This window comes from Candidatus Poribacteria bacterium (assembly GCA_021295715.1).
Lineage (GTDB): Bacteria > Poribacteria > WGA-4E > WGA-4E > WGA-3G > WGA-3G.
The window spans coordinates 1-16800 of record JAGWBV010000077.1 but is presented as its reverse complement, the minus strand read 5'-3'; the positions used below and the strand labels follow the sequence as shown (position 1 = coordinate 16800).

At 48.0% G+C, this 16800-nt stretch carries 13 protein-coding genes and 1 pseudogene; 5 read left to right on the top strand and 9 right to left on the bottom strand.

The features are described 5' to 3' along the window. Positions 1–127 precede the first annotated feature (127 nt). Positions 128–1288 carry an ABC transporter substrate-binding protein gene (locus J4G07_17295; protein MCE2415743.1) on the bottom strand — a complete coding sequence of 387 codons (1161 nt, stop codon included), beginning with the start codon at positions 1286–1288 and terminating at the stop codon, positions 128–130. Between the two features lie 305 nt (positions 1289–1593). On the opposite strand from J4G07_17295, the gene J4G07_17290 reads away from it, so the two are divergent. The 3 genes from J4G07_17290 (at position 1594) to J4G07_17280 (ending at position 4327) form a co-directional block, all read left to right on the top strand. Beyond that, entirely contained in the window at positions 1594–2352 is a 759-nt protein-coding gene (locus J4G07_17290; protein MCE2415742.1) for a sulfotransferase, read from the top strand. A 145-nt stretch (positions 2353–2497) separates the two neighbouring features. After that, on the top strand, positions 2498–3523 hold the full coding sequence (locus J4G07_17285; GenBank protein MCE2415741.1) for a Gfo/Idh/MocA family oxidoreductase: 1026 nt from the start codon (positions 2498–2500) through the stop codon (positions 3521–3523). 108 nt (positions 3524–3631) lie between these two features. Beyond that, positions 3632–4327 carry a haloacid dehalogenase type II gene (locus J4G07_17280; GenBank protein MCE2415740.1) on the top strand — a complete coding sequence of 232 codons (696 nt, stop codon included), beginning with the start codon at positions 3632–3634 and terminating at the stop codon, positions 4325–4327. Positions 4328–4365: 38 nt separating this feature from the next. Here the strand turns inward: J4G07_17280 and J4G07_17275 are convergent, their stop codons facing one another. From J4G07_17275 to J4G07_17255, 5 genes are all read right to left on the bottom strand, one after another. Further along, a complete protein-coding gene (locus J4G07_17275) occupies positions 4366–5328 on the bottom strand; it encodes a PD40 domain-containing protein (protein MCE2415739.1) in 963 nt (320 codons plus the stop codon). A 291-nt stretch (positions 5329–5619) separates the two neighbouring features. Further along, the gene (locus tag J4G07_17270) at positions 5620–6456 is read right to left on the bottom strand and encodes a hypothetical protein (GenBank protein ID MCE2415738.1); all 837 of its coding nucleotides are present in this window, start codon (positions 6454–6456) and stop codon (positions 5620–5622) included. Between the two features lie 51 nt (positions 6457–6507). Then, positions 6508–7347, bottom strand: coding sequence for a phytanoyl-CoA dioxygenase family protein (locus J4G07_17265; protein ID MCE2415737.1), 840 nt, complete (start codon positions 7345–7347; stop codon positions 6508–6510). A gap of 153 nt (positions 7348–7500) precedes the next feature. Beyond that, on the bottom strand, positions 7501–8853 hold the full coding sequence (locus tag J4G07_17260; GenBank protein ID MCE2415736.1) for an aspartate kinase: 1353 nt from the start codon (positions 8851–8853) through the stop codon (positions 7501–7503). Positions 8854–9085: 232 nt separating this feature from the next. After that, positions 9086–9805 carry a phytanoyl-CoA dioxygenase family protein gene (locus tag J4G07_17255; protein ID MCE2415735.1) on the bottom strand — a complete coding sequence of 240 codons (720 nt, stop codon included), beginning with the start codon at positions 9803–9805 and terminating at the stop codon, positions 9086–9088. Positions 9806–10009: 204 nt separating this feature from the next. On the opposite strand from J4G07_17255, the gene J4G07_17250 reads away from it, so the two are divergent. Continuing rightward, positions 10010–10945 (top strand): ThuA domain-containing protein, encoded by a 936-nt coding sequence (locus J4G07_17250; protein MCE2415734.1) that lies wholly within the window; start codon positions 10010–10012, stop codon positions 10943–10945. Positions 10946–11122: 177 nt separating this feature from the next. After that, the gene (locus J4G07_17245) at positions 11123–11434 is read left to right on the top strand and encodes a hypothetical protein (protein ID MCE2415733.1); all 312 of its coding nucleotides are present in this window, start codon (positions 11123–11125) and stop codon (positions 11432–11434) included. 96 nt (positions 11435–11530) lie between these two features. Here J4G07_17245 and J4G07_17240 read toward each other — a convergent pair. The 3 genes and pseudogenes from J4G07_17240 to J4G07_17230 all read right to left on the bottom strand — a co-directional run bounded on the left by J4G07_17240 (position 11531) and on the right by J4G07_17230 (position 16628). Then, positions 11531–15304: pseudogene (locus tag J4G07_17240) on the bottom strand (hypothetical protein). Positions 15305–15430: 126 nt separating this feature from the next. After that, positions 15431–15700, bottom strand: a complete 270-nt coding sequence (locus J4G07_17235) for a hypothetical protein (protein ID MCE2415732.1) — start codon at positions 15698–15700, stop codon at positions 15431–15433. Between the two features lie 7 nt (positions 15701–15707). Further along, positions 15708–16628, bottom strand: coding sequence for a hypothetical protein (locus J4G07_17230; GenBank protein ID MCE2415731.1), 921 nt, complete (start codon positions 16626–16628; stop codon positions 15708–15710). Positions 16629–16800: the final 172 nt, after the last annotated feature.

Sequence of the window (16800 nt, the reverse complement as noted above, 5' to 3'; positions counted from 1 at the left end):
GGGAAGAAAGAGACAGAAAGTATCGCCTTTTCTATCCCTATTTTACCACATTCTTATGGTTTACTCAATATGACTTCTTTTAAAATAAAAGCAATCGTGGAGAAATCTGAGCGGTTGCTGCGCTCAGTTAGAAAGGATCGATCTGTTTATGGAACTGCTTTTCGCCGTTTTTGATGGTGAGTATGACGGAACTTTTGGTTGGATGCCGATTTTCGTCATAATTCCCGATCCGAGTCGCGCCGACGTAATTTTCAGTGACACTCAATTGATCGCGAATCGCCTCGGGTGCGAGGCTGCCTGCCCGTTCGATTGCTTCAAAAAGCAATTTGACGGCATCATAATTAACAGCGATACCGCCTGTTGGCACCTCTCCGTAGATAGATTGGTAAGTGTCGATAAACGCTCGTGCTGCTGGTTCATCTGTGCTCGGTGAAAAGTGTGTCGTAAAAAAACTTCCCTCCACTTCAGCATCTTCGTCGGCTAATAGCACTTCGTTATCCCATGTATCCGTTCCGAGAAATAGGGTCGGGGTACCTACAGAGTTTAGCAAGGGGAATGCCCGTGCCTGTTGTGTTATAGGACTGATGTCACGTGCGAAACCGGAGATGAAGAACGCTTCAGGTTGCGTCGCAACAATACTCGTGAGTTGTTCTGTAAAATCCGTTATCCCGCTTTCGTAGAATTCATTAGCGACGATCTCGCCACCGAGTGTGCTGAAATTGAGGGTAAAAAATTCAGAGATGCCTTCCGTATAAACGTCCCCACTTAAGGTCAAAATGGCGGCAGTGGTTACGTTGAGTTCTGTAATTGCGAACTGTGCAAGGACTTTGCCTTGAAATGCATCTGTAACGGATGCCATGAAAACGAAATCACCGGCTTTTGTAACATCGGGATTGCTTGCAGCAGTAGTAATCATTGGCACACGATATCGTTGTGCGATTGGGGCTACGGCAACAGCGTGTGTGGAACGATTGGGTCCAATAAGAGCGATTACCTTGTCTTTAAGAATCATATCCTCGGCAGTTTGGAGGGAAAGCGGCAATGATGCTTCTCTGTTAATGAGGCTAACCAATTCGACAGGTGTGCCGAAGATCCCACCCAGTGTGTTAATTTCATCCACGGCGAGTTGGGCACCGTTCAGATACGGCGCGCGGTCACCCGCAACGATAAAACCGACCTTAAGGGTTTTCTGTTCTTGCTTCGGTGTAACAATCTTTTGGACCCTGTCGCATCCGACCTGTATGATGAGCGACACAATAAGACTGATGAGTGCCAGAAATTTGTGCATTCCATTAAATTCCTTGTAAAAAATGATTTGTTTTGTTTTAGATATTTGCTACAATATCTTTCAAACAGTTGGAGACAAAATTGGGGAATACCATTTCTAAAAGTTTATATTGCATTAACCGCACCTGAGTGCACAGACTCACAGTCTATGCTACAACGGGGAAACCCAAACTAAAAGTTTTGCGGCGTAATCGCCCAAATGCGATGTGCATCATGCTACAATTTCAATCAGAAATGGTATTCGGTTAATTATTATGCTTCAATTTAATGAAATAATCAAGTGATTTCTATGTAACACAATCTACTATGGAAAGTTTGATTACAGTGATTGGCAGGGGTCATTCTGGGACGCGTGCCATTTCTCATACATTATACGCCAGTGGGGTTTTCATGGGAAGCCAATTGAATCCCTCAGGTGATAAGATTCCACCGCACGCGATGTATGATGCGTGTCGAGTAATGGCACAATATGTCAAGTGGCAAGGCGGACTCTCATGGGATTTTGAACCCCTGTTTACGATGCCGATTGATCCGGAATTTGAGAGACTCATCAATACCTACCTCGAAGATGTGCTACAGAATCCGGCCCCCCACAAAGGCTGGAAGATTCCAGAGACTACGCTTGTCTATCCGTGGATAATTCGGATGTTTCCTGATATAAAGTATATCCATTGGATTCGGGACCCACGGGATAGCATCCGGGGTAGCCACAAAACGGATGACCTTCGGGACTTCGGCGTTGTGTATCCAGAGACGGACGACATCTATGAAAGACGGGCGATTTCTTGGATCTATCAGTATAAGCTCATGCAAGCGACACCGATGCCTAAAAATGTTATCCAGATCCGTTTTGAGGACTTTGTCCTGAATCAGGAACGGATACTCAAGGAGCTTGAGGCGTTCTTAGGTATCCCTTTGGGACGAATTATCGTTCGTCCGGATGCAGTAGAACGTTGGAAGAGAGACATTGCCGAATTGGAGACCGGAGCATCGTTACCACAATACGAATTTGAGTTCCTGAAAAAAGCAATCGTTGAAAACGGTTATCCCTTAACAGCAACATAACAAAGAAAGGACTTACGCAGTTTTGACCATAGCATGTTCTGTTAGACGGGGATTCTCAAAAACATGCAGACGGTCTGCTGACACAAACTAACAGTTTGTGCTACAAAAGAGCATTGTGCGTAAGTCCTAAAAGAAAGGAAATATTATGTCAACGAACACTTCTTACCGTGTTGGACTTGTCGGAGCAGGTGGCATCGCCAACGCACACGGCAACGCGTGCCAGCAAGCACCGAGTGCTGAATTGGCGGCCATCTGTGACGTGTCGGAAAATGCATTAGCCAGTTTCGGTGAACGATTTGACGTGGATCCTGAAAACCGGTATCTCTCTTTAGAGGAGATGTTAGACGCTGAAGACTTGGACATCGCTGTTATCTGTACGTGGGGGGCTTTCCACGCCGAGGTCGGTATCCAGCTTTCTGAATCCCGCCAAGTCAAAGCAATTTTATGTGAGAAACCGTTCACGTCGACAGCTGCGGAGGCGGAAACGTTCGTCGGTGCAGCGCAAGAGAATGGTGTGCTGGTGGCAGAAGCGTTTAAATTTCGGCATCATCCGATGCACTTGAAGGCGAAAGAACTTATTGATTCGGGGGCAATTGGGGACTTTAAGACGCTCCGAAGCACCTTCTGCACGGGTGGCGGTGGTGGCGGACCTGAAACGCGACGTCCTGAGATGAATTGGCGATTTAATAAGGCGAAAGGTGGCGGAAGTATTTACGATTTGGCGTGTTACAATATCCACCACGCGCGATTTATGTTCGGTGCTGAACCGATTCGGGTGTCGGGGATGTCTCAAGCTGGCTTAGAAGTGGACGATGGTTCCTATCTGTTGTTAGTGTTCCCCGGTGAACGTGTTGCGCAGATCTCTACCGGTTTTAATTGTGCTGGTGGACAGTATGCTGAAATGTCAGGCACCGGCGGTATGTGCCGACTGGATCGGGTGTGGAACAATGAGAACACAGCCGTCAACATTGAGCTGACCACGCGAGAGGGTAGAGAAATCATTGATTTTGAACCGTGTTTCCAGTTTGCTTTACAATTGGAGCATATGTGCGAGGTTTTAAGGACTGGAATACCGCACCGTATCTCACCGGAAAGCTGCGTGAATCAGATGCGCGTCATTGATGCGGCGTTTGAAGCAATGGCGACTGGACGGACCGTCGAGTTAGCGTAGCAGATTTAAATGGCTATCGGCTTTCAGCAGTCGGCTTTCAGCAGGAGTGGCTATTGGCAACAACTATGATTCTGACTGCTGATGGTTATCATTCTAACAACAACTATTATGGCTAATTTTGTAGAGACGAAAGCACTTACATTTGACCTATTCGGCACAATTTTGGATTTAGGGGGTAGTCTCACACCCTTCATTGACGAATCGTTGAAGGCACGTGCTGCCGATGTATCAGCAGATGGATTCTGGGCACAGTGGCGATATCGACAGCGAATTGAGCAGTATCAAGATACGATTGTGATGCTCGGACATAGCGGCTACTTGGAGACCGTTCGGCGTGCCGTGCACTACGTCCTGAGAGCAAACGGTATTGATGCCGATCCTGATACGGTAACGGAGTTTATGCGTGGCTGGCAGTCCCTCTCCCCTTTTCCAGAAGTGTTGTCTGCCCTTGCGAAGATGCAATCTCGGTATCGGTTGGTGGTGTTGTCCAACGGGGATCCGTCGTTTTTAGAATATCTCGTCTCGGAACGGGTTGCGTGGGATTTTGACGATGTGATCTCGGTGACATCGGTCGGTGCCTTTAAACCACATCCGGCAGTTTACCGTGTCGCGGCGGGACAGTTAGGACTCGAAGTTGACGAGTGCGTGATGGTATCTGCGAATTCGTTTGACATCATGGGTGCGCGGGCGTGCGGGTTTAGAGGGGCATTTGTGAACCGTTATGAACTTCCGTATGAGGATACACCGTATCAACCCGACGTAACGGTGAAGGATTTTACGGAGTTAGCGGGAGCATTGCTATAGAAGACACTGGACCCATAGATTTTGGTTTGGAGGGGGTACTACTTCGTCTGGCTTTTCACGTTGCTCCACGACGTGCTTAAGAGCGATGTTGATGGAGAAACAGGCAGCTGCTTCGGTGCGAACCAGTTACCGGGATAATTGCTGCCATCGTCCGTAAGTTGTGTGACCTTTTGACTGATCAGATTGACTTTGAAAATTTGTGAATTGCTGCCAATGACACCTTCAGCATAGATGAGTTCGTTACCGAAAGGTGCCCAGACAGGCGTGTTTGCTACAAGAGACTCAATACGCCTGAGGTAACTTCCGTCACGATTAACGATAAATAGGGACTGCTGTTTTTCTGCGGGTCGAAACCAGACGAAGGCAATCTTATCATCAACTGGGGAGTAGGCAGGTTGGAACATGCGCGGGAAATCGTCTGGAAAGAGTGTTTCTTGCTTATTACTTTCTAAGTTGATAAACCGGATTTGGCGACTCGCCCAGTGAATCTCATCTGCTACAACGAAAGCCATTTCCGTTCCATCCGATGACCAACTTGGATATCCACTATGGGCACTCTTTAGTTGAGCAACAAGTTTTATGAATGTTCCATCTACTCTTGCCGTGTGGATATTCGTGGCACCGAAGGCGCGCTGAGAATAGACAATCCGCTTTCCGTCTGGAGACCAAGCGGGTTCCGTTCGGTATGCTTCACTGACACCAAACAGTGAACGTATATTTCTCCCATCGACATCCATTAGATAGAGGTCGCGTGTTCCGCCGCGATTAGAGGTAAAAAGGATCCGATTTCCTGTTGGTGAGATAACTGGCTCACAATCGACGGCGCGGTCGTATGTTAACCTTTCCTGCCGAGTTCCATCGGGGTTCATCATGTAAATTTCCCAATTGCCATCCCGATTTGATGCAAACACAATCTTTTCGTTGCTGAGTTGTTTCGCCGAAACAGGACAGAGCAACCCAAAAATGAGACAACAGAGGATGAATCCGTTTTGTAGTTTCATAGGTGAACCCCGTATATGTATGATCTGTGTTTACATTTCGGTCCTCTTGGCAGATTGGATTCAATACGGATGTTACAGAAGTGAATGGAGAACACTTTTAGATGGGTGATACTCATCTAATTTGTAGAGATGTTAACATATTTGTCAAAAAAAAGTCAAGAAAAAGTCAAATAATTCTTTTTCTTGACAGATTTATGGTGAATTATAGAATTACTTATACACCCAAAAATGGGCGAGGATACAATCCTCGCCAGCGGCGGGGAGGTTTGTCAGGAAAGTAGAAAGTGATGTTTATGACCAGACGAACACTTCGTCATCTTCGGGGGAATACCCGATGAACACTGCCAAAACGATACGGGCACGCGTGCCTTGCACGGGTGGCACTTCGTGGATACATCGTGTATTGAAAAAGTAGAGGTCGCCTTGATCTAATTCGACTTCACAGTTCTGTATCGCGTTATCAGCAGCATATTTATCAAAGGTTTCCTCGGCGATATGGGGTTGAACTTCCTCAGACCAGAGGCAGCGATGCAGGATAGCTTGCGTGCCTCTTCCGTTTTCATCGGCATTTTGGACACACAACACACCTGCGAACTGATGCTCAAAACGATAAACCTCATAATCGGTGCGCTGCTCGCGATACTTGACGTGGTCGATGTGCGGCTTATAACTATGTGTTTCGTAATGCACTCGAAAAATCGCGGGACCGTAACGGGAACCGTCGGATTCACGGGCAGTTTTCACTTCTTTGCCCGGTGAAAGTGCAGTGAGCGAATCGTAGATAAGATCGACAGGATTATCAAATCCGTCGAATAGGAATTTAAAGAGATGTTCTGTCGTCTTGGCGTGTGCCAAAAATTTCGCCTTATCACTGCCACGGTTGCCGAGACTGGTGCCGATGTCAATGCGGGTCCGTTTGTCAGCGGAGTTGATGTCGGCTTCATCGCGCATCAATCCCATATTCGTGAACCGGTTGATAAGCCCTTGGCATTGTCGAGGTGAGTAGGCATTCCGGAGAATGATGGCGGGCACTTCCGCTTGGGAGAGTGCGTAAATTGGGTTGCTGTAAGTTTTACAAATCGTATCGAGGTCAGGCTCAGCGGGGAGCCAATCGTTTTGGGCGTTCATGGTAACCTCCGTCATGAACTTGGAGCGGCACTTGACACCGCAGGCACACATTTAGAATCTCGGATTGAAGAGGTAATCGTACTCATCTATTTTTTTCTTAGCAAAGTCAATGAATTCAGCGTTATGGTCGAGATCGCTGTTTTCAAAAGCGACTTCACACCCAATTCTATACTTCAGACGGCGGTTGGATTTGAGCCAATTGACACGATGAATCATTGCGATCATGTGGCGGGGTTTATCGGAGGGATTGGGAACACCTCGGTGCCACAGTCGCATGTCTCGAATCAGTGCGCTTCCCTTCTTCGCATTTCCACGGATAGGGGGACAGATTTTACGGCGTGCTTCTTCTTCTTCCTCCTCTATCCGCCGACCACTGACATCAAGATGTGAGCCGGGCCAGAGTTCGACGCTGCCATTTTCCTCTGTTGTATCCTGTGGTGAGATATTAACGACGACTTCTGTTGTTGGATGCGCTACTTCTTGGTCATCCCAAAGGTGGGCTCCGTCTCTGTGGAGCGGTTGTGTTGTGCTACCGGGGGAGTTCGTGTTGCCATTGTAAAAGTTGTTATAAACCCCAGGACCAAGCAATGCTCTCGTCACTTGTACAACATGAGGATTCGCGACGATGTCTCTGAAAATGTAGGGCGCAAACGGTGGCGGTCCCTGTTGGAGATGCCCTATGAGTCTGCCTGCGCCACCCCATTTTTCCGCATTAATAAGGATCTGTGAGTCTGCATCCATTCGTTCGCGAAGGATGTCCAAGTGGTCATGGCTAACGACGTTCTCTAAGATAACGTATCCATCAACACGGATCGCCTTAACGGCTTGCGCCACGTGTGCGTCTGTCAGTTTTCCTGCTTTCAATTCTTCTGGTTGGACTGTTATTTCCATTTTTTAATTATTCCTTGCGGGTAAGTGACGCTAATTTGTGCTTTGAAGGTTTTCGTGTTCGAGTCACCCGCGCCGTTGTTGCGGGTTTGTATCTAAACTCATTGTAAATCCGAAACGTTTTAACTTCGGGTACCTCCACGCTGCTGCAATCCGTTACCCAAAAAATTCGGCATAGAGTGCTTGAACGGCGGTCTCCATATCGTTAGATTTTATGCCGAACATCATACTGACTTCGTTGGAGCCCTGGTTAATCATCTCAATGTTGACCTTCGCCCCAGCTAACGCATTTGTCGCACGCGAGGCGATGCCGACCGTGTGACGCATGCCTTCACCTACGACCATGATGAGGGAGAGTCCGCGTTCTACGAAAATGTCTTCCGGTGCGAGTGTTTGCCGAATTTGTTCGACAATTCTCTTCTCTTTTGCCACGGATAGGTTATCTTCTCGAAGGATGACGGACATATTATCTATACCCGACGGGACGTGTTCAAAAGAGATGTCTTCGGCTTCCAGAATTTGCAGCAGTCGCCGCCCAAACCCGATTTGTCGGTTCATTAGATATTTGCTGAGGTAGAGACAACAGACACTGTCCATTGCCGCGATACCAACGACTGGAATATCTGTTGACGTGCGATTTGGAACAATCAGCGTGCCGTCCGCTTTCGGGTTGTTGGTGTTTCGGATATTGACAGGCACATGTGCCCGGTAGACGGGTTCGAGTGCCTCATCATGGAACACAGAAAATCCTGCGTAAGAGAGTTCACGCATCTCACGGTAAGTTAGTTCCGCGATCGGGACAGGATCCTTAACGATAGATGGGTTCGCCGCGAACACGGAATCAACGTCTGTAAAGTTCTCATAGACTCCCGCCCGAACAGCACTGGCGAGAATAGCCCCTGTGATGTCTGAACCCCCGCGCGAAAAAGTGACAACGTTGCCCTCCTTCGAATAGCCGAAGAAACCCGGAAAAATGGTGATACCGGGACGCTCGTGTAAATCACGGAGTTGGTTGTATGCTTCGGGTAGCACTTGCGCGTTGCCGGGTTCGTCGGAAAGTAGTAAGCCAGCATCCTTTGGGTTCACGTAATGTGCGTCTATACCGCGTGCCTGTAAAACTTGTGCGATGAGGCGAGCACAATTGTCCTCGCCACCCGCCTTCATTGTGTCCATATAGAGGTCGGCATCGGTTGTGCTATTTTCCAAACGTTCCGTTAGGTCACGAGCGATAGGCTCAATAACTTCAGGCGGGAGCTCCAATTCAGAGACAATGCTCCGATACCGCTCTATCACTTCAGCGCATTCCGAGGCACCGATTTTTCCCGTGAGTCGTTGGGATGCCGCTGCGATGAGCAGGTCTGTTACTTTGATGTCTTGGCTATGTCGTTTTCCGGGTGCAGAGACAACAATGAGACGACGCGCCGGATCGGCAGTAATGATGTCGCAAACACGGCGGACTTGCTCTGCTGATGCGAGGGAGCTTCCACCAAACTTTGATACTTTTAACAATCCAGATCCTCCAATGTTTTTGTGTTATTTATAACCCAAGTTGCCACCTACTTATAGACATAGCACCCCTACGGGGTGCGGTTGCTTGAATACACCGTTTTCTATAGACATAGCACCCCTACGGGGTGAGGAAAATCCGCGAAATCTTTGTTACAACGTTCAAAATTTGTTAGTAGCAACTCGGGCTTGGGTTACTATAGTCAAGTAGTTTAAAATTTGCGAGAGAACCAAACTATTTTTTGAGATGTGAGACGTGTGTTCCTTCAGCGGGTTCAAACCGTTGTGAACTCTCGCCCCTATAGTGGCAGATAAAACTCCGCCGCCACCGGTCATCTGTTTTATTCATGTAGGAACCGTGAATAACCTTCCCATGAAAGAAAAGCGTGTCCCCGGGTGCCATATCTATTCCGAATTCTTCAACATTTTCCGGTTTGACGGATTGGACATTCGTAAACGAAATAGCGGTGTCTGCTGTTTCAACAGATAGCAGTCCATTTTGATGAGAACGGGGGATAAGCACCATCCGCCCAACGGCTTCGTCCGAAGTATCTAATGCTACCCACACACCGATGATTGGATCTATAGTGATGTACTGTTCATCTTGGTGTAGAGCCTGACCTCGTGCGCCGGGCGGTTTGAAATAGAGCATTGTTTGTAACAACACCGGCGTATCTTCAAGGAGTTGTTCCGTAGCGGTAAGTACGTTGGTGTCCGATGCCCATTCTTGGGTTAGCTCGTCCCAGTTGTGCATATTGATCATGCGTGGAAATTGATGATTTGGGTCATCGGCGTGATCGGTTGTGCCACCGCTGTCGCCGGGTTTCGGACCTTCTGCGCGGCGTTTCATGTAATGCTCACGCATCAATGTTACTGTGGCTGTGCTAAAGAGATGAGGAATGACCACGAAACCCTGCTCTTTGTAGTGGTCTCGCTGTTGAGAGGTTAAGCGCATGGGCAATTTCTCCCGTAGGTTGCCAGTCCATTTTGAATAATGTTTCAAGCGTATCTTTTAATTTTATGGTAACTTCAGACATTTGTCAAAGTTTTTCTGTATCTATACAGAACATTTGATTCATCATAAACAGATTCGACGTGACTTTCTCAGGAAAGTGTGCTATACTTATGAAAAATCTTATAGTATGGAGTTTATCTTTTGATGAAAAATGAATGGGTTGTTTACGAAGGAAACGAAGGTCCCGGAAAGGGCAAGCATATTGTTCTCGTCAGTGGCGATGAAGAGTATCGTTCTGAGGAGGCGTTGCCGATGTTGGGGAAGGTGTTAGCCACGCACCATGGGTTTAAATGTACGGTGCTGTTTGCGATTCATCCGGAATCGGGGGAAATCGATCCGGAAGTGCAGACGAACATTCCGGGACTCCACCATTTAGAATCCGCGGATATGATGGTGCTGTTTACGCGTTTCCGCGAACTGCCCGATGAACAGATGAAATATGTCGTTGACTATACAAATGCCGGTAAACCTGTAATGGGGCTCCGCACAGCGACACACGCTTTCAGTTATAGCCGCAACCTTGAGAGTCCGTATGCAAAATACAGTTTTGACAGTGAGGAATTCGAGGGTGGATACGGCAGGCAAGTCCTCGGCGAGACCTGGGTTAACCATCATGGACATCACGGCAAAGAGAGTGCGCGCGGTGTCATTGACGCAGCGATGCAGGACCATCCGATTCTCAAGGGTGTTGACGATGTTTGGGGTCCCTCCGATGTCTATGGCGTTAATGACTTGACGGGTGACTCGGAAGTGCTTATCCACGGACAGGTGCTGGTCGGTATGGAACCAACGGATGCCCCGAAACCGGATACTGTCACAATGCCGATGGTGTGGATTAAGACCTATACGGGTGATGAAGGCAATACCTCCCGCGTCCTCAACACAACGATGGGTGCCTCCGTTGATTTAGAGAGTGAGGGACTTCGTCGCCTTCTCGTCAATGGGTGCTATTGGTGTATGGGAATGGAGGACGCAATTCCTGATAAGAGTGTTGTTGACTATGTCGGTGATTATGCCCCGACGTTCTTCGGTTTCGGCACTTTTACAAAGGGTGTCCGTCCGGAAGACCATGCCTCATAGGACATAGCGAGGGTATGCGTGCCTTGCCTGTTGTATTGATAAGGTAAGGCACACCTTCTTGCTCTGTGAGTGCGGCTAAAATTGAATGGAGGATTCACAATGAATACGTCATTTGAGAGACCCTATAGACCTGTAGACCTAAATACATCGCTGACGAAAGCATTTCCATTTGTGGAAATGGCTGAGAAACTCATGGAAGAAGCCAAATCTGCTACGTCAGGTCGAGCTTCGCTCACACTGGCTCGCGGGGATGAACTGACAGTTATCTTGGTCGCTCTGAAAGCAAACAATGCATTAGAGGAGCACCCGGCACCCGCTGCAGCGACTGTCATTATGCTTAGCGGAAGCATCATATTTACAACAAATGCTGATAAAATAACGATGGAACAAGGTGAGGGTGTTGCCTTCACGGGGGATGTCCTTCATAGTGTCTATGCCAGTGAAGATAGCGCGTTTCTCGTTGCGATCGGGGGAAAACAGCCTCAGTAACTCCTAAAAGATACGGTGTAAGATAAGATGAATATCATGGGAAGAATAATATGTGTATTTTGCATATCTCCCCATGATATTCACAATTGACGTTATTCAACGTTTCGGACGACGCAGCACAACGCCGCCTTGCCCAACGACCCACAATGTTTCCGCATCTTTAACACGTGTAATAGCATATAGGTCATTGTCAATACCAGTGTGTTCTTGTTCCCACGTTTTCCCGCCGTCTGTTGAATGGATGATGATTCCAGCGGCACCGACGGCGTAAAGTTCCCGTTCGGAGAGTGCCAAAATATCGTATAGAGATTCTGGTAGACCACTCAACTTCGATGCCCAAGTAAATCCACCATCAGAAGTGTACAACAGAATCCCCCCTCGTCCAACTGCCCATCCTTTCCGTTTACTGATGAAGGATACGGCATAAAGATCATAGCCAGTATCGGTCTCGTGAAATTTCCAATAGTCACCGCCGTTGACAGTTCGTTGGATCACACCGTTGGCACCAACCGCCCAACCAAGGGGTGCGAATTTCATATCGATACCTATGAGTTCCTTTCCGGTTGAAGTGCGTTGAAGTGTCCACATTAAACCGCCATCCCGATTGTGGAAAATCTCTCCACTCTGACCGACAGCCCACCCCTCAGAAAACGCCCCAAAGGCGACATCGTTTATGGCAGTCGCAGCGCCCGCAGGACGTTCCGGCGCATCCAGAATGTCGCTTGCAAGCCCCTCTGGCAAGTTTGCTGACCAATCCTCACCGTCAACGGTGTAAAGCAGGGTTCCATCGCGTGCCATCGCCCAGCCCCATTCGGGATTCCGACTCACAAAGTGGACATCAACAATGCGTTGAGTGGTACCACTCTTCAAACGCTTCCAACTTTCTCCGCCATCTGCTGTTGACAACAGGACCCCATTATCTCCGACAACCCAACCTCGCTGTTCATCAAGAAACAGGACATCGCGTAAGTCATCAAGTGATTCACCAAATTGATGCTCCCAAGTCTTCCCCCCATCTGTAGTATAATAAATCTGACCGCCAGACTTTTGCGTTTTATTAAGACTATCAAAATCCTTCCCATCCGAAGTTCCCTCTTGAACCAGCACCCCGCCGACTGCCCAACCTTTGCCATTCGACAAGAAATGTGCGTTGGTAATTTGGGACATCAAATTGAAGGGACGTTCCTCTACCATCTGTTCTATCCAACTTTGTGCCTCGGTGTTTGCAGCTTCCGTTCCCAGTGAAAAACTTACTGTTTCCCAGCTTTTGCCCCGGTTTTGCGTTGTGAAAATTGCTTCTCCCTCAACACATCCCCACGCTTCAGTGTGATTGCGGAATTTCACGGTAGAGAGACGGAGTCCGAAATCTATTATTGGGGTTTGTTTCCATGTCCCCCCACGATCTGTCGTGAGTAGCGAACTCCCATCTTCCATGACCACCCACCCCGATTGGGGATTTGAAAAATGGACCCCGACACCTCGTTGATGAGTTCTGGCTTGAATTTGCCAATAATTACCGCCATCAACGGTGTGCAGAATCAATCCACCATTTCGCCGTTGCGGCACAACTGCCCATCCCTCTTTGCTATTAACAAAATGTAGGTCCGCGATCGGTTGATTTGTTGTTCCAGTTTTCTGCAAGCGGAAGGTTTTGCCGCCGTCGCTGGTGCGTAAAATTTGCCCTTTATCGACTCCGATCCACCCCTCCTTGGGGTTGATGAAGTAGATTGCCTGGATACTTCGGAAGTTTTGTAGTCCTTTATGGATCGCTTGCCACGTCTCACCGCCGTTTTCGGTTCGTAATAACACACCTTGACCGGTAATCCAACCGTAGTTTTTATCTATAAAGAGAATCCGTTGCAAATCCTTTGTGACACCACTTTGTTGGAGTTGCCACGTTTTGCCACCATCAACAGTATGCAAAATGATGCCACCACCTCCGACTGCCCATCCATGCTGTGCCGACAGGAAAAAGATATCAGTGAAAGCAGATCGCCAGTTACCTTGACGAACAACTTCCCAATAATATTCAATTGGTTCAGTCGGTTTGGTCTCCGATTCCACGTCTTGCGCAGCAGGGGGTAATTCGACACTAAACTTCTCTGTATCCACAGAGTAGCGCATCGCGATACCCCGAGGATACCGTCGGGGGAGAGCGAAAAGCTATAGAGATCATTGGATGTGCCACTCTTCTGTGATTCCCACGTCATGCCCCCATTGATAGTGGTCAAAATGACACCTTCATCACCGACAATTAGTCCGTGATTCGCATCGGCAAAATAGACTTTGTTGAGATTTGCCTGCGTCCGACTCCGCTGAAATTTCCACGTTTTTCCGCCATCGAGCGTATGTAAAATCTCGCCGAACTGTCCGACGACCCAGCCGGTATGTCTGTCGATAAAGTAAGCGGCGTAGAGTTCGTTGAAACTGTTGCTGTTCTGTCGTTTCCACGTCAATCCACCGTCTTCGGTATGAAACACAATACCGGGCCACCCGACCACCCATCCCTCTGTCTCGTTGAGGAAGAATATCCCTTTGATCATTTCGTGAAAATAGCGACGTTTCGCCGCCGTCTGTAGTATGCAGCACCGTTCCCAAATCTCCAACGATCCAGCCTTTCTGTGGATTGATGAAATGAAGGGCATTGAGGGTATACCACCATCCGCTGGTTTGCCGTTCCCACGTTTGACCTGCATCGGTTGTGTGAAGGATAAGCCCGCCATCGCCAACCGCCCAGCCTTCCCTGTCAGTGGCAAAAGAGAGGTTCCGAATCCGATGCCAGATCTCCATATCTATGTCTGTCCAAGTTTTACCACCGTCCTGGCTCATCGTGATAGCACCGTGTTCACCAACAGCAACTGCACGGTCTGCGTCTGCGAACGCAACGCTTTTCAGATCGTTTGCTGTCGTGCCGCTTTTCATGTCCCACGTCGTCCCCACATCCGTCGAGTGTAGCAACGTTCCATTTAAACCGACCGCCCATACCTCTTTAGGACTTGTAAATTGAACACCGGTTAAGTCATTCTTGGTCGGACTTTCCACCAATTGCCAATTGTCTCCACCATCTTCCGTTCGGTTGATAAACCCACCCTGAGCGACCACCACACCGCGGTCATCGTTCATAAAATCAATGTCCCTAATAGTTGGAGCGATATGCCCCATCACTATCGGAAATCGACTCCTCTGTTGCTGCCAGTGTGTACCACCTGTGGTCGTGTGAAAAATGGTCCCATCTGTGCCACCGCACCATCCTTTAGAATCACCAATAAAACGGACTGCCTGGACGTTGAAAAGCATTTTGTCTTCTCTCACCAAACTGCTCTGTCTGTGCCAAGTCTGTCCCCCATCATTTGTCAAAAAACTTCGATTATAGTCGCCAACCGCCCAGCCGCGGTGTTTGCTCACGAACCAGGTGGCACCAAGTCCAAACTCGCTGACCGGCTGATGATGCCACGTTTTGCCACCATTTTGTGTGTAAAGCACACCATCGCGTCCGACAATCCATCCAAGCTTTGAATTGACGAAAAAGACATCCAAAAGCAAGGCGTGACTCCCACTTGCTTGTAGCGTCCAATGCCGTCCACCATCGTCTGTTGTGGCAATTAAGCCTTTGTCCCCAACTGCCCAGCCGTTGCGTAGGTTTGTAAAGTAAACGGCTTTAAAATCCTCATTTGTGTTCACCGTCTGCTTTTCCCAACTCACGCCCCCGTCAGCCGTATGGAGCACCCATCCCTGATGCCCAACGATCCATCCGTGCTTGGCATCCACAAAATGGAGACCTTGGAAATGGGTTTCCCAATCGGCTTTGCGAGTAACTTCCTTTTTTACACAACCAGTCAAGAGAAGAGAGATTCCAAAAAGAGTCATCATCCAAAAGCAAGTGATGTTTTGAAGAATTTTTTTCATTGTTTTGTCTCCTTTAGTAGCAGTCAGCAAAGACACAAGCGTTTCAGAATCGTTTCTTTTTTACAGACAGCGACACTTGACAACCGATGACTATTTTTCAGAGGGAAAATAAACACCAACTGCGGCACCAGCGTCCGTAGCAAACCAGAGTTTGCCGCTGCTGTCCTCAAAGACAGACCAGACGCGGTTACTCGGCAGACCGTTGTCTGTGTTAAAGTTTTGGAACGTTTCACCGTTGTATACACTTACGCCGGATTCAACTTCAGGAAAAGTCATGCTCATACTGTCCTCAGTTTCATGCCTTTTCGGCGGTAGTTTCTTAACACCCGTAAACCAAAGGTTACCGCGGTTATCTTGCATGATGTTGTTAACGAAAGGTCGTCAGTTTTTTGCCATCGAATCGACGAATACCGGAACTCTCCTCGTCTGTACCATCTTGGCTCATCCAGAGGTTTTCCTTCGCATCGAACTGTAGATCTGTTATGTAAGCGGTTCCTGCTTCTCCCATCTCTTGGAAGTGGGTGAAATCCGAGTCAACACCGAAATGACGGAAATCGGACGTTTTGAGGTTGTAGTAGGTGATGCCGGCAGTGCTGCCAAACCAAAAATTTCCTGCTGTGTCCTCGGTAATAGCCTTGACTTCATTCCACGCCTCGGGTAAGATCCACATCCCCATCGGTCCGTTCACAATAATGTTGTTGAAACTTTTATCGTCGTATTGGCTCACACCGAACCCCATTGCGAACCAAAGCGTGCCTGTCTTATCCTCAACTATATCCTTAACGGTATCACCGGCGAGACCGTCTGCTGTCGTAAAGATTCTGAACTTTTCGCCGTCGTAGCGACTCACGCCTTTTAATCGGATGGGTTTTCTTGTTCCTGCTGGTGGTTCATCATGCGGCGTAATATCGAGTTCACTTAATGGCGTTTCCATCCATGACATGTCCATAGCCTTTTCTCTTTTCAAAACGCTTGAGAGCACGCCGCCACCGAACCAGAGCATACCTCGTCGATCTTCAAAGATAAGCCCTATTGTGTTCTGCCCTAATCCATCCTCTGTTGTGAAGGTTTGGAAATTCTCCCCGTCATAACGGGTGAGTCCATCGGTCGTTCCGAACCACATCGTGCCGTGGCTATCTTCAAAAATAGCAAGCACATTATTGGATATCAAGCCATCCGTTTGGGTCAAGGTCTTTTCGATTTTGAGTTCTGCTGCGTGAGCAACGAGTATTATCCAATTTGATAATAAACACGTAACTAGCCATATTGTATGTAATCGTTTTTGCATTGAAAAACTCCTTCTATCGGAAATATGAAAGCAACCTAATTGTTTAGATATCTTCATTCGTGTTTTTGGATGTCTATGTCAACATTATTGCGTAAGTCCTATAAGGATTTACACAATTTCAGGATAATATCAATTCTGATTGATGATTCCTCTTAAGAGGGTATACTGTTTT